This is a genomic window from Enterococcus sp. S22(2020) (genome assembly GCF_020295385.1).
Lineage (GTDB): Bacteria > Bacillota > Bacilli > Lactobacillales > Enterococcaceae > Enterococcus_L > Enterococcus_L dunnyi.
Window position 1 is genome coordinate 208,448 of sequence record NZ_JACFUD010000006.1, and the last position, 14,798, is coordinate 223,245.

The following is a 14,798-nucleotide window of genomic DNA, read 5'->3' on the forward strand; positions in this document are numbered from 1 at the left end:
AGGAGATTATTTCTCGAAGCTAACTACTTTTAGTCTCAACCTTGTTCATTTCTAACTAAATAGCTACAATGATCTTACTATTTTAAGTTCCTATTAAGAACCTCACTCGTCAATTGAAGAATCATTTACGATAAACTAGTATTAAGAAAAAGGAGGTAATAACATGGAAATATATATTAGACGCTCAGAAATGAAGGATCTTCCAGAATTAAGTATGTTAATGCAGAAGTATATGAATTTAAGTATTCTAAAACCAAATGTAACTAGAAACCAAATAAAGGAACATATTATACATCTCGTTGATTCTGATTGTTTAGGTTGTCAGTTGATTGCTGAGATCGATCAAAAAATTGTTGGTTTTGCAACCTTATATTATTCATTCAGCACAATGAATTTAAAGAAAGTCATCAATATGAATTACTTATTTGTTGATAATGATTATAGAGGATTAGCTATTGGCAAAAAACTTATTCAAGAATGTATCCTTTTTGGAGAAAAAAATAATTGTGCTAGTATGGTTTGGGAAACGCACATAGATAACCTCGGCGCCCAAAAACTTTATGATTCCTTCGGGGAAAGAACTGATTCTTGGATCCATTATGAAAAATCACTATTATAGTCAATTATTAACTGCAGCTGCTTTGTCTTTTGAACAGCTGTTTTATTCATTTTTAGATTACTAAACAAACCCCGATCAATTTTGGAGAACAAACTCGACAGCTTCCACTTTAATTATAAAAGCGGTGCAAAAAGACCACAAACACGACCTTTTATTTTTTTCCAACGGCTTCTTTCAGTAAGATCTACGTCAGTGATCTCAGTAGCGTTCTGCACATCCCTCCGATAATCCTCCGCCAATTTTTTCACCCCTTCTCCATTGTATAAAATAACAGAAACCTCATGATTGATATCAAAGCTGCGAATATCAAAATTCGTAGAACCAACAGTCGCGATCTTTTCATCGATAATCATCACTTTACAATGTAAAAAGGCTGTATTGTCATACTTATATACCTTGATTCCTGCACTGATCAGTGTTTCTAGATAAAAGTCATTTCCATAATACGAAAGCTTCCGATCCCCTTTTCCCGGAATCAAGATTTCTACCTCGATCCCATTCCGGGCAACTCTTCTTAACAAAGCCAACATTTCATCATCTGGAACAAAATACGGGCTGGCGATCGATATCTTTCCAGTTGCTGAATCGATCATATTAAAAAATACATCACGGATCACCCGTTCCTGATCATAGGGACCGCCATAAATGACCTGTCCCTCATCATCACCCGCATAATCGATCGGAAAATACTGTTCCGATAAAAATTCACTGGCACTCCCAGTTGTATTTTTCATATACAGCCAGTCATAAAGAAACGTTTCCTGTAGTTGTGTGACTACTGGCCCTTGTAGCCTCATATGTGTATCTCGCCAAGATGAAAATTTTTCAGTCAGACCTAAGTATTCATTGCCAATATTCAAGCCACCAGTGAAACCTATACGTCCATCGATCACGATCACTTTCCGGTGATTGCGCCAATTGGCTCTAAATAGGTGATAGAAGGTATGGATCGGATTAAAAATACAAACCTCTACATTCGCTTCTCGTAATGCGTTTAAATAGGCATCAGACAATTTCAATGACCCTAAGCCATCTACAGCAAAACGTACCTTGACACCTTCTTGCGCTTTTTTGATCAAAGATTTCTTCAATTTTTCAGCCAACTCATCTTCTTTGATGATGAAATAAAACAAATGGATATGCTCCTTTGCTTCTTCGATAGCGGTAAAAATGGCATCAAATGTCGCCTCACCATCTGTTAGGATATCAAAACGATTGCCTCCGAGCACTCTCTTCTCAGCTAAGCGTTCATTTTTGATCTTTAGCATGCTTGTCGGACTAGTATGATTTGTCTGAAGGGTTTGAACATATTCATGTAGATATTGCTGTTCTTTTTTTTGGATCGCTGTGCTTTTCAACTGGCTTCGACCAAAAAAAAGATACAAAAATATACCAACTATCGGTAGGCAATACAGTGTAAGTATCCAAGCAACCTTAATACTCGTCACATCTGTCCGTTTAAATAAAATATAAATACTCAATATAATAGCAATAAATTCAAAGAACATAAGAAAAACAAGCATCACTTGGGGAAAAAGAAGAAACAGTATTCCTATTCCAATAACTAGTACTGCTAATAAAACACCAAATTGCCGTATCGTTTGATTCATATCATTTCCTCTACTTTTCAACATTTTTTACGATTCCTATATATTATAAAGGTAGTAAACACTAAAAATAAAGCATAACGATAATTCATAGACAATTGATTTTCTATCTAAAAAAGCGCTAAAACAAAAGTTGTCTATCAAGAAGTAGAGTCCAGAACAAAACGGTTTTCTAGTTTTTGTTCTGGACTCTTTTTGCTATTAATATAAATACCCTAAATCACTGCCAACCGTTGGATAAAGCATAATCAATCGATCGATTTGTTCTGATCGTAACTTTTGATTGATCATGATAGTGAAAAGATTGATCAATTGATCGGCCTCATTACCTAAAATAGAGGCTCCTACTAATATTCCTGTCGCTTTTTCGGTTACGATCGTAGCTTTGACCAGCGGCTCATTGATGCGTTTGTATGTAAACCATTGTGACAGATCTAATTTTTGTACCTCATAGTTTTCAGCATCTAGTTTTTCTACATTTGTCAAACCAACTTGAGCAAGTTTAGGCGAGCTGAAAATAATGGTTGGTATAGTCGGATAGTTGATAGGCTCTTGTTTATTTTTTCCAATCAAATCCGCTAAATAACTGCCTTCAAAACTTGAAACGGGTGTCAATTTAGGGAGTGATTTTTCTAAACAGTCTCCTAATGCATAAATGTTTTCAACACTCGTCTGCAAATAGTCATTTACGATAATTCCCTTTCGACTATAGTTTACTCCGATTTTTTCTAATCCTAAATTTTCTACATTGGGTATTCTTCCAGCTGCGCAAAAGACACGATCAACAAGTAATTCTCCACCGCTTGTCAAAGTTACACTGTATTTTTTCTCCTGCTTGACGATCTTTTCAGCAGATTCGTTCAGATGAAAGTGAATTCCCCGAGCGCTCAACTGTTGGATCATTTCCTTGGTCAACTCTGCATCAAAGCCTTTCAATGGACGATCATTATGATGCAGCAAATGAACCTCTGCTCCACAGCTGTTCGCGATATTTGCCAATTCCAGTGAAATATAACCGCCGCCGACAAAAATCATTGTTTCTGGTAATTCTTGCATGCTGAGAAATTCAGTACTTGTCTCAAAATATTCCTTGCCGGGAATAGTGAGAATGGCTGGTCTTTGACCTGTTGCTATGATGAATCTATCTGCTTGATATTCCTGTTCTACCACAGTAATGGTGTGCTCATCTTTAAACACAGCCTGTCCGTAAATCGTTTGAATACCTGCGCTATCCAAACCAGCTTTTTGTTCAGTTGGAACGTGCTGAGTGAAGGTTTCTTTGTAAGCCATCAATTCACGCCAATTGATTTTAGGTAAGGTAGAAAAAATATGATGTTCAAGCTGTTGAACGGCATCTTGTGCTTCTATTGCCCCATACAACACTTTCTTCGGATCACATCCTCGGTTAGGACATGTGCCACCCCAAAGATCCGCTTCAACAACAGCAATTTTTTTACCACTAGCCGCTAGATCATACGCCGCTGCCATTCCGCCAGGCCCACTACCGATGATAATTATGTCAAATTTTGCCATACTGATTCCTCCTCTGATCCATTCTATATCTCTAAGGACTTCACAATTCAATTATATCAAAGGAGGAAACGACAGCACAGTAAAGACTCTTTAACAAAAAAACGTTTGAGCAGTGCGAACACTGTTCAAACGTTTCCATTCACTATGCATTATTTTCCATAAAATGATAGACCGCACCAATCAAATTTGCATCATTTCCAAATTTACAGGTAACCAATTCGTAGTCCATATCTGTCACTGCATGTTCCAATAAAATACGCGTTAAATGTCTTTGGATATTTGGCAGTAGCCGTTCATTTTTAGAGACTCCGCCGCCTAAAACGACTCTTCCCGAGTCAAAGCAAACCAGTAGATTATAGATGCCTCTCGCGATCGCTGCATAAAACTGCTCGACTAATTGGATGGCTAATGGATCTTCTTTTTCCGCTCGTTCAAAAAGCTCTTTACCGTCGATTTGGGTTCCATTGATCAAATTGTACTTTTTGACGATTTTGACTGAGCTGCCTAAGTCACTTAAAGAAGAAGATTCATTCAATGCCATATAACCAAACTCACCGCCAAACAGATTTCTGCCTTTAAACAGTTTTCGATCAATGATCACTGCCCCGCCGATCCCTGTACCAATCACAAAGAAAATAGAATCAGACACATCTTTAGCTGCTCCCTGCCACACTTCTGCCAACGCGGCACAATTGGCGTCATTTTCCATTGAAACCGGTACTCCAAATAGCGTTTCTAACTCTTTCCTAATTGGAAAATGATGAATATATGGTACGGCGCTCACTCCACGAATCTCCCCCTTTTTATCATCAACGACGCCAGGTGCACTGAGAGCGACGCCTGAAAGGGTTCCTACTTGGCTCTTTTGGTCAAAAATTTGTTTTAAGATCTGTTTCATTTCGATCCAGTCTTTAGGTAAAGGAAAGCTATCCTGTTCGGCGAGCTTTTCATTTTTCCACAGTCCGTATTTAACTGAACTTCCCCCAATATCAAAAGCTAATAGATTCATCGTTTCAACTCCAAACCGATTTATTTTAATTGATGACACAACTCTCTCGTTTGCGGATAGACTTGCGCATATAAGTGGTAGATTTTTTCGTATTGCATTGCTGCTTTTTCATCTGGGAAATATTCTCTGTCATAATCAACAAAAGTTGCTGCACATTCTTCCACTGTTTTGAACCAGCCGAATCCCACAGCAGCAAGCATAGCTGCGCCCAAGCCTGGACCTTGTTCTGTTTTTAATGTCACGATTTTCGTATTAAAAATATCAGCTTGTATTTGCAGCCAAAGATCACTTTTAGCCCCGCCGCCAACCGAAACAATTTCTTTAAATCGCTTCCCTGCAATGGTTTCCATCAACAATTGGGCATCTCTTAGGGAAAAAGTAATTCCTTCTAAAACTGCTCGGGTAAAATCAGTTATTTTTTGACTCGCATCGATCCCGATAAAGCTCCCTCTGATCTGACTATCTACATGAGGCGTACGTTCTCCCATAATATAAGGTGTAAATAATAAGCCGTTCGCACCTATGGGACTTTGCGTTGCTCCGTAGAGCAGATCATCAAACGACCTTTCTTTTGCAAAGGTTTCTTTAAACCAAGTCAAGCTTTGACCAGCAGCAAGAGTGACGCCCATCGAATAATAAGCCTTTGGGATCACGTGATTGAAGAAATGCAGTTTGCCCTGATATTGTGGTTCCTCTATTCCCTCGTAAGCTAAAAAAACACCAGAAGTGCCAATACTGCATAATCCCCGTTCTTGATTGATGATTCCTGCACCGAGAGCCGCGCACGCATTATCGGCACCACCAGCAAAGACATCGACACTGTTTTTGATTCCCAACTCTTCACATAGAGACTCATTTATCGTACCAACTTTATCGATTGAAGAAACGAGTGTCGGCAGCAATTTATGAGCAATTCCAAAAGCATCTGCTATCTCAAGATCCCATTTTTGATCCATCACATTCAATAATAAAGTCCCTGCTGCATCAGAAAGCTCCATCTGCTTCTTACCCGTCAGCCAAAAAGCGACGTAATCTTTCGGCAAAAGGAAATGCGCTGCCCGCGACCAAAGATCAGGTTCATGATCTTTGACCCAAAGCAATTTAGGTAAGGTAAAACCTTCCAAGGCTAAATTTTTCGTTTTTATAAGCAATTGTTCTCCCAAGTTTTCAGTGATTTCTTCACATTGCTTTGTCGTACGCACATCATTCCATAAAATAGCGTTTCTCAAAGGCTGGTCGTTATCGTCCAGCAACACCAAACTATGCATTTGACCGGAAAAGCTGATACCTTCCAACTGTTCTTTTAGTTCTGGCATTTTTTCGATCAAGCGTTTCAATACTTGTTTGGTTCCATTGAGCCAATCTGCTGGATCTTGTTCACTATAGCCTTTTTCTGGATGATATAAAGGATAATTTTCGGCAGCTTCTAAAACCACCTTACCTTCTTGATTTACCACCAGTCCCTTGACTGAGCCAGTTCCTAAATCGATACCAATAACATAGGACATTTTATTCACCTCATTTTATAATAACGGTTACATTTTCATTTAAAAAATGGCTGGAACAAATGGAAAAATTGCTCCAGCCTTTCTTACGTACACTTTAAACATTGGCACCATTTTCACTGATCACTTTTTGATACCAGTAAAAGCTATCTTTTTTATAACGATTCAGTGTGCCATTTTGGTTTTCATCTTGTTCAACATACACAAAACCGTAACGTTTTTGGTAGCCATTCAACCAGCTCAAAAGATCTGTATAAGACCACGTGCAATAGCCTAAAACTTCAACGCCATCGGTGATCGCTTCTTTAATCGCATGTACATGGCTGCTCAAATAATCGATACGATATTCATCATGGATCTCTTTTTCTTCTGTCAGCTTATCATATTCACCTAGACCATTTTCAGTGATCAATACAGGAATCCGATAGCGGCTGGCGATTCTTCTAAGGCCTATCCGCAACCCTTCAGGATCGATCTCCCAATCCCAGTTCGTCCGTTCAACAAAAGGATTTTCAACGCGTTTGAAGACACCTGGTACCCCAGATTCTTCCGTAGAGCCTTTCTCTCCTGTCGTATTCATTTTGCCCATGCCGACACCATCAAGAGGATTAAACACGACTGTATTCGTTTGGTAATAATTGATCCCTAAAAAGTCCGGTTTCCCTGCTGCTAACAATTCTTCGTCTCCGGCTTCCATCGTTGGCGCCAGACCTTGTTCCTTCAACATTTTCATTGCAGCGATCGGATATTTTCCGAATAAGTAAACATCCATCCAAAAATGAGCATTCAAATCTTCTGCATCTTCAGCTGCTAATACGTTTTTGGGATCGCTATCTAGAGCATAGTTTGGACCATAAGCAAAACTTGGACCGATTTGTCCCGGCATATCCATCTCATGGAACTTTTTGATAACCGCAGCATTGGCAAGGTTCGCATAATGGTTTGCTTGATACATCCGTTTTGGATCACTGACTGCTGGCGGATGTGACGCCATTAAATAGCCATGGCTGATAAAAATATTCTGCTCATTTAAACTGACCCAATATTTTACTTTCCCTCGTAATGCTTCAAACAAAGTCGCAGCATAATTCGTGAAGTCCTCTACGATTTTTCTTGATTCCCACCCCTGATACTCATCTTGAAGTGCTTGAGGCAAGTCCCAATGATACAACGTCAATACCGGTTCGATTTGATTGTTGAGCAGTTCATCGACTAAATCAATATAAAACTGTAGCCCTTTCTGGTTGATCTCACCGCGTCCGTTCGGAAAAATCCGTGTCCAAGCAACTGAAAAACGATAGGCTTTTAAGCCTTGTTCTTTCATCAAAGCAACATCTTCTTTGTAACGATGATAATGATCGACAGCCACATCACCATTGGTTCCTTTAAACGTTTTTCCAGGAATCCGAACAAACTCATCCCAAACAGAAACACCTTTGCCGTCTTCTTGCCAAGCCCCCTCTACTTGATAAGCAGCAGAAGCTGATCCCCATAAAAAATTCGTTGGAAACTGATCCAGTTGTTTATGTTCCATCTTATTGCCTCCAGTTTTAGTTTGCGCTGATCTCAATCGTTTGTTTAGTTTCTGTTAATCGATCTGTGATCACACGCTCATTTTCGTGGATGTACACGTCATTTTCTCCGACCAAGCCTTCGGTACGAATCACCACATGTTCATTATCCTTCTCTATTATAATCTTAGCAAGAGGATTTCCACTACTATTTACAATAAGTTGTTCATGTACGCCGTTTGATAATTGATAACAATGAATAGCCAGTTCTTGATTGTAGTCATAAACCACACTTGGATGCTCATTTTTTGCCATGACTAAAATTGTATTTTCTTTGACCCAAACAGGTAGACTTAAATAATCATGCTGTTCAGTTTGCCACTGACCGTTGCGGTCGACTGCCTTGAATGAATGATCTAACAGCTGAGTCCATCTACCTTCCGGTAAATAATACGAAACTTCACCTGTTTCTGTGAAGACAGGTGCTACCAGCAAGTTATCACCTAAGAAATATTGTTTATCCACAAAATAGCTGTTGCGGTCTTTTGGGTACTCCATAAAAACAGGACGCATCATCGGCACGCCAGTTGTTGCCGTGTAAACTGCTTGTTGGTAAAGATATGGCATCAATTGAACCTTAAGCTTCGTGAATTTTCTCGTGACAGCTACTGCTTCTTCATCATAATTCCAAGGAACCCTGTATTCGATATTGCCGTGATAACGACTGTGAGTTGAAAGTAGACCGAATTGTGTCCAGCGTTTGTAGATATCGGCAGAAGCATTTTCTTCGAATCCGCCAATATCATGGCTCCAAAAACCAAACCCTGATAATAAGAAGGACAACCCGCCTCTTAAGGTTTCTGTCATCGATACATATTCGGATAAATTATCGCCGCCCCAATGGACCGGGAACTTTTGGGACCCGACTGTTCCAGAACGGGCAAATAGTACAGCTTCATTTTTCCCACGCTTTTCTTCTAAAAGCGAGAAGACAGCTTCGTTGTATAAATAACTGTAATAATTGTGTGCTTTGTTTGGATCCGAGCCATCAAAATAGACAGCATCTGTCGGAATCCGTTCACCGAAGTCCGTTTTGAAACTATCTACACCCATATCCAGCAAGTCAGCTAAATAGCCTTGATACCACTTCACTGCTTCTGGATTAGTAAAATCAACGATTCCTTGACCAGCCTGCCACATATCCCATTGCCAAACGTTGCCATCTCCTTGTTTTAAGAAATACCCATTTTTCCTGCCTTCTTCAAACAACGGCGATTTTTGCCCAATATATGGATTGATCCAAACACACACTTTGATCCCTTTGTCATGGATACGCTGAAGCATGCCTTTAGGGTCTGGAAACAAGTCTTCATCCCACTTAAAATTGCACCATTCAAAAGCCTTCATCCAAAAACAATCAAAATGGAATACTTCTAGCGGAATATCTCTTTCCAACATGCCATCAATGAATGTCATGACTGTTTCTTCACTATAATCTGTGGTAAATGAAGTGGATAACCATAGACCAAAGGACCATGCTGGCGGCAATGTTGGTTTCCCCGTCAAGTTGGTATATTTTTCCAAAATCTCTTTTGGTGTCGGTCCATAAATAATGATATACTCCAGCGCTTCACCTTCCACACTGAATTGTGCTCTTGAAACATTCTCAGAAGCCATTTCAAATGAAACTTTTTCGGGATGATTGACGAACACACCATAACCATTGCTGCTTAGATAAAAAGGAATATTTTTATAGGCCTGCTCACTGCCTGTCCCACCATCTTCATTCCAGATATCAACAGTTTGCCCATTTTTGATAAATGGTGTAAAACGTTCACCTAAACCATAAAGCTGTTCATCGATCCCTAAAGACAGCTGCTCTCTCATAAAATGCTTCCCACTTGTATGAATGATTTCACCTTGAGCACCAAATTTTGACTCTGTTAGTAATTGTTCATCACCAAAGAAACGAAGCCGGAATTTATCCTCTAAAGCAACAGTTGCTTTTAGATTTCCTGAGGTAAAAGATAACTGTTCCGCTGTTTCTTCAATGATCGGCTGAACCTCAGTCTTCGTTAGTTCAAAATTCGGCCCTAGATCATTTTTATCATGATGAACAATTTTTACTGAAATCATATCTGTTTGAGGACTTGATAATGTGATCGTGCTCATTCCTAAATTGAGCGTATCACCACGCCGCTCAATTTTCTTATAAGGTGCATATAAAACAACCGAATCCTGATTTTTCTGATAAGAAAAAACTTCTTTAGGGGACTGAATCGTAAACCCCTCTTTTGTCATCCAATAACCATCTGTAAACTTCATAATTTCCTCCTGACTATAAAAGCGGAACAGGCTCGTCCTGCTCTGAGTAAAAAATGATCAACACTTTCTTACGAAAGTCTTGTACTGTTCATCATCAACTCATTACTTTCGTTGTGATTCTCAGCAAATAGGAAAAATCGATTGAGGTGCTTTTGGCCTCACTCTATTTTTATCTTTTTCCCAAAAGGCTGACCTGTGCAGCTGGATAATTCCACTGATCATGATGCTTTTTCTTTCACTCAACCCTTTACTTCACTGCACCATCCGAAATTCCTTTGATGATATACTTTTGCAAGAACACATAAAGAATGATGATCGGAATAATCGCAATAAATAGCGCCGCCAAAGCTAAATGCCATTGTTTTGAATATTGCCCGAAGAAATAAAACATCTTCAGCGGGATCGTGTACATGCCTTCTTTATTGATCACCAGAGAAGGAAGTAAGTAATCATTCCAGAACCAAATTGCATTCAAAACGATGACCGTCACAGTCGTTGGCTTTAATAATGGCAAGATGATATACCAATAAATTTGAAATTTTGAAGCACCATCGATCGTTGCTGCTTCATCCAATGACTGCGGTATGCTTCTTAAAGCCCCAAAGTACAGAAAAATCGCCATACTACTGGCCAATCCAAGATACATGATCACAAGTCCCGGACGGTTCAGCATATTGGCCTTTCCAAAGAACGAAACCAAAGGGATCATGATTGCTTGAAAGGGAATCAATAACCCAATCGCAATCACAAAATACAAGGTATTACTCAACTTACTCTTATTTCGAGACAATGCATAGGCAGCCATAGAGGTACAAACGACGATCACAAACAATGAAATACCTGTGATCAAAATTGAATTGAATGCACTTCTAAAGAAATCCAGCTTTTCAAAAGCGACTGGATAATTTTCTGTTGTAAAATTCTGCGGCACACTCAATGTATTCTTAAAAATCTCAGATTTTGTTTTAAACGAATTTACAACGATCAAATAGAATGGATATAGCCATAAAAGCGTCAAACCAATACCAAGAAGCTTGATCCAGAATGCTTTTCTTTGTTTTTGCTTTCTCATAGGTCAACCTCCCGCTTTCTGGTAATACTGATTTGAACGACTGAAATCACAGCGATGATCACCAAGAAAATCACAGCTTTCGCTTGCGCATAGCCCATATTTCTAACCGCAAACGCTTCATTGACGATATTCATTGCTACCATTTGCGTAGAATCAAATGGACCACCAGCTGTTAGCGCTAAGTTTTGATCGTATATTTTGAACGCGTTTGACAATGTCAAAAACAAGCTAACAGTAAAGGCAGGTGCCAGCATTGGAAACTTGATTTTCCAAAATGTTTGCCACGCTGTTGCCCCATCGATTTCTGCCGCTTCGATCATCTCATCTGGAATATTATTGATGAATGAAATGTAGATGATCATAATATAACCGCTCATTTGCCAAACAAATAAAATGACCAACCCCCAAAAACCTGTATTCGTCGTCGACAGCCAACCTTTGAAAAATTCGATCCCTGTCGCATCACCAATAGCAGAAAATGCTTTGATAAAAATAAACTGCCAGATGAATCCTAATATGATCCCGCCGATCAAATTAGGCATAAAGAAAACCGTTCGAAACAGGTTATTCAATTTATCGGCTTTTTGCGTCACTAATAGCGCCAAGCCAAGTCCAATCACATTGACCAACAGAATAGCAACGACAGAAAACTTCGTCGTAAACCAAATACTGCTAAGAAAACGTTCATCCTGAAACGCCCGAATATAATTATCTAAGCCTAGAAATTGATCCACTTTGATCCCATTCCAGTCAGTCATTGAATAGTAGGCACCTGTGATCAAAGGTATAAATAAAACAACAGCCATCCCAATCAGACTAGGCGCCAAAAAGAACCAAAAGGATTTTGATTTATTGCTCACAACGATTTCCCTCCTTAAATGATAAGAGTTTGACAGAAGATTTTCTCATCGTTTCTGTCATCTCCTATCGAAACATCGATTATTTACGATCAGACGCCCAAGCTTCTTTGCCTTTCGTCAGCACTTCGTCCCAGCTGATATCTCCATTCAAATATTTTTGGAACTCAGGATAAAACTGTGTTTGTGAAAAGCCATCAGGGTATTGATTATGCGCCCAAGGAACAACTTTTCCATCAGATAGATAATCAAAAATTTGTTTTGAGGTCGGATCATTGATCGCATCAGATGAGAAGTTTGTGTATGCCGGAATAAATTCCATTTCATCCGTTACAACTTTCATTGCATCTTTATCGGTATACAGCCATTCCAAGAAATCCTTACTTGCTTCTACGACTTTCTCATCTTTGTTTTTATTCACACCCCAGTACCAAGGAGCGCCAGCTGCGATTTTTCCATCGGTATCATCTTTTACGTACAATGGCAAAATTCCTAATTTATCTTGGGTAAATTCTGGATCTAAACTGTTCAACGTTGGCACGATCCAGTTTCCTTGATGCACGATCGCTACTTGATCATTAGCAAAATCTTCTTCAACTGATGTGCTGTAGTCTAACGATAAAATCGGTTGTACGTTGTATTTATTGATCAAATCTGTGTATTTTTTGAATTGATCCCCATATTTAAAATCGATCGTTTTCGCATCGTAGATTTTTTGCAAGTTGTCATCAAACTCTGGTGACGTAAAATGAGCGCTGTATTGGCTGACTACCCAGAACTCCTTCGCACTAAAGCCGAAAACCGCTTTCATTCCTAACTCCTCTTTTTTACTGTCTAACGTTTTTACAGCCTTTTCAAAATCTTGGTATGATTTGATATCTTCAATATCGATGCCCGCTTTTTTAAACAACTCTTTATTGATCAATAAGCCGAAGCCTTCGATATTCATTGGTAAACCATAGACTTTTCCATCTTTTGTCGCGCCATCCAAGGTTCCTTCAATGGCCGTTTCAGCTAATTTCGTATCACTTAAATCTGCTAAACTATCGCCCCATTTTTCCACATCTGCTAAACCGCCTAAAAGAAAGACGCTTGGTTCATCACCGGAAGAAAACTTAGATTGCAGCGCAGCATTCGCATCCTGTCCGCCGCCCACAGTTGTTACATTGATCTTGACGCCGTCATGAGTTTCTTCATATTTCTTAGCCAGTTCATCCAATTGATCTTTTGTTTCGACTTTGATATTGAAAACATCCACTGTTGTCGTATCCTTGGAACTTGCACTGCCACCGCTATTTCCACATGCACCTAACAATAAACCTACTGCTGCTACAACTGTTGCTGAAAGAATAAGTTTACTACGTTTCATTTTATCTCGCTCCTTCTTTTTTAGACTAAATAGTCGTTCAAACGCGATTTTACATACTCCAAGTGACTAGACTCTAAACGAACATCATCATGTGTCAGTGCATATTCTGTTAAGCTTTCCAGTGTTTCCTGATCCTCAAGGATTTTTGCGCCGATCCCTGATCGATAAGATGCATATCGTTGCTCTTTCAGTTCATCGAAGAATCGTTCTTCTTTCAATTTTGCTGCTGCTTTCAAGCCGCGGGCAAAAGTATCCATCCCTGCGATATGAGCTAATAATAAGTCTTCCATTTCAAACGATGAACGACGGACTTTCGAATCAAAATTGATTCCGCCAGGTGCAATACCGCCATTTTCTAAAATTTCGTACATCGCTAAAGTCGTATCATAGATATTCGTTGGAAATTCATCAGTATCCCAACCTAACAACATGTCTCCCTGATTGGCATCGATCGAACCAAGCGCTTCATAACAGCGGGCAACCGTTAATTCATGTTCAAAGGTATGTCCAGCCAACGTCGCATGATTGGCTTCCAAGTTCAATTTAAAATCATTTGTCAGATCATATTTTTGTAAAAAAGCCATTGCAGTTGCTGCATCAAAATCGTATTGATGCTTCGTTGGCTCTTTTGGTTTTGGCTCGATCAAGAATTGAACTTGATGGTCTATTTCTTTGGTGTAAGCGACTGCCATTTTGAATAGACGGGCAATATTATCTTGTTCCAGCTTCATATCTGTATTTAATAGCGACTCATAGCCTTCACGTCCACCCCAGAATACATAATTTTCACCACCAAGTTTTTTACTGATGTCCAAGCCTTTTTTCACTTGTGCTGCAGCATAAGCAAATACCTCAGCATTATTTGAAGAAGCCGCACCATTCGTATAACGAGGATCAGAAAACATGTTCGCTGTATTCCACAATAATTTGATACCGGTTTCATTCATTTTTACTTTAATCAAATCAGTGATTTCATCAATATTGGCGAAAAATTCTTCTAATGAATTTCCTTCAGGCGCAATGTCGACATCATGAAAGCAAAAATACTCTACATCCAGCTTAACCAAGAGTTCAAAAAATGCCTCGACTCTATTTTTCGCTGTTTCCATTGGATCACTTGTTTCCCATGTTCGAATATTGACTGGCTTACCGAATGGATCAGCCCCATCTTGTGTCATCGTATGCCAGTAAGCAACAGCAAAGCGTAACTGTTCTTTCATTGTTTTCCCAAGAACCACTTCATCCGCATTGTAATGACGGAAAGCAAACATATTCTCTGTTTTAGGACCTTCATACACAACTTTTTCTACCTGTGGAAAATAATTCATTCAAATTCCTCCCAATAAATGACTTGCTTCTAGTTAGTTAGTAAGTTAAACTAACTTACATAA

At 39.2% G+C, this 14,798-nt stretch carries 11 protein-coding genes; 1 reads left to right on the top strand and 10 read right to left on the bottom strand.

Features of this window, described 5'->3' with window-relative positions; genetic code table 11:
- Nucleotides 1–163 precede the first annotated feature (163 nt).
- Nucleotides 164–619, top strand: coding sequence for a GNAT family N-acetyltransferase (locus tag H3T55_RS13655; protein WP_225534805.1), 456 nt, complete (start codon nucleotides 164–166; stop codon nucleotides 617–619).
- A 113-nt stretch (nucleotides 620–732) separates the two neighbouring features.
- Here the strand turns inward: H3T55_RS13655 and cls are convergent, their stop codons facing one another.
- The 10 genes from cls to xylA all read right to left on the bottom strand — a co-directional run bounded on the left by cls (nucleotide 733) and on the right by xylA (nucleotide 14,735).
- Nucleotides 733–2,229: a cardiolipin synthase gene (gene cls / locus H3T55_RS13660; protein WP_225534804.1), complete on the bottom strand. Its 1,497-nt coding sequence runs from the start codon at nucleotides 2,227–2,229 to the stop codon at nucleotides 733–735.
- Nucleotides 2,230–2,427: 198 nt separating this feature from the next.
- Nucleotides 2,428–3,759, bottom strand: a complete 1,332-nt coding sequence (locus H3T55_RS13665) for a dihydrolipoyl dehydrogenase family protein (RefSeq protein ID WP_225534803.1) — start codon at nucleotides 3,757–3,759, stop codon at nucleotides 2,428–2,430.
- 142 nt (nucleotides 3,760–3,901) lie between these two features.
- Entirely contained in the window at nucleotides 3,902–4,768 is an 867-nt protein-coding gene (locus H3T55_RS13670; protein WP_225534802.1) for an ROK family protein, read from the bottom strand.
- A 20-nt stretch (nucleotides 4,769–4,788) separates the two neighbouring features.
- Nucleotides 4,789–6,276 carry a xylulokinase gene (xylB, locus tag H3T55_RS13675; protein ID WP_225534801.1) on the bottom strand — a complete coding sequence of 496 codons (1,488 nt, stop codon included), beginning with the start codon at nucleotides 6,274–6,276 and terminating at the stop codon, nucleotides 4,789–4,791.
- Between the two features lie 94 nt (nucleotides 6,277–6,370).
- A complete protein-coding gene (locus tag H3T55_RS13680) occupies nucleotides 6,371–7,807 on the bottom strand; it encodes a glycoside hydrolase family 1 protein (RefSeq protein ID WP_225534800.1) in 1,437 nt (478 codons plus the stop codon).
- 16 nt (nucleotides 7,808–7,823) lie between these two features.
- Nucleotides 7,824–10,109: an alpha-xylosidase gene (yicI, locus tag H3T55_RS13685; protein WP_225534799.1), complete on the bottom strand. Its 2,286-nt coding sequence runs from the start codon at nucleotides 10,107–10,109 to the stop codon at nucleotides 7,824–7,826.
- A 247-nt stretch (nucleotides 10,110–10,356) separates the two neighbouring features.
- The gene (locus H3T55_RS13690; RefSeq protein WP_225534798.1) at nucleotides 10,357–11,181 is read right to left on the bottom strand and encodes a carbohydrate ABC transporter permease; all 825 of its coding nucleotides are present in this window, start codon (nucleotides 11,179–11,181) and stop codon (nucleotides 10,357–10,359) included.
- Nucleotides 11,178–12,041: a carbohydrate ABC transporter permease gene (locus H3T55_RS13695; RefSeq protein ID WP_087642138.1), complete on the bottom strand. Its 864-nt coding sequence runs from the start codon at nucleotides 12,039–12,041 to the stop codon at nucleotides 11,178–11,180. Before H3T55_RS13695 ends, H3T55_RS13690 begins: the two co-directional genes overlap by 4 nt.
- Nucleotides 12,042–12,120: 79 nt before the next feature.
- A complete protein-coding gene (locus H3T55_RS13700; protein ID WP_225534797.1) occupies nucleotides 12,121–13,407 on the bottom strand; it encodes an ABC transporter substrate-binding protein in 1,287 nt (428 codons plus the stop codon).
- A 20-nt stretch (nucleotides 13,408–13,427) separates the two neighbouring features.
- A complete protein-coding gene (gene xylA / locus H3T55_RS13705) occupies nucleotides 13,428–14,735 on the bottom strand; it encodes a xylose isomerase (RefSeq protein WP_225534796.1) in 1,308 nt (435 codons plus the stop codon).
- Nucleotides 14,736–14,798 lie beyond the last annotated feature (63 nt).

Coding starts and splice junctions, on each gene's coding strand:
- H3T55_RS13655 (WP_225534805.1), top strand. CDS start 164: ATGGAAATATATATTAGACGCTCAGAAATGAAGGATCTTCCAGAATTA.
- cls (WP_225534804.1), bottom strand. CDS start 2,229: ATGAATCAAACGATACGGCAATTTGGTGTTTTATTAGCAGTACTAGTT.
- H3T55_RS13665 (WP_225534803.1), bottom strand. CDS start 3,759: ATGGCAAAATTTGACATAATTATCATCGGTAGTGGGCCTGGCGGAATG.
- H3T55_RS13670 (WP_225534802.1), bottom strand. CDS start 4,768: ATGAATCTATTAGCTTTTGATATTGGGGGAAGTTCAGTTAAATACGGA.
- xylB (WP_225534801.1), bottom strand. CDS start 6,276: ATGTCCTATGTTATTGGTATCGATTTAGGAACTGGCTCAGTCAAGGGA.
- H3T55_RS13680 (WP_225534800.1), bottom strand. CDS start 7,807: ATGGAACATAAACAACTGGATCAGTTTCCAACGAATTTTTTATGGGGA.
- yicI (WP_225534799.1), bottom strand. CDS start 10,109: ATGAAGTTTACAGATGGTTATTGGATGACAAAAGAGGGGTTTACGATT.
- H3T55_RS13690 (WP_225534798.1), bottom strand. CDS start 11,181: ATGAGAAAGCAAAAACAAAGAAAAGCATTCTGGATCAAGCTTCTTGGT.
- H3T55_RS13700 (WP_225534797.1), bottom strand. CDS start 13,407: ATGAAACGTAGTAAACTTATTCTTTCAGCAACAGTTGTAGCAGCAGTA.
- xylA (WP_225534796.1), bottom strand. CDS start 14,735: ATGAATTATTTTCCACAGGTAGAAAAAGTTGTGTATGAAGGTCCTAAA.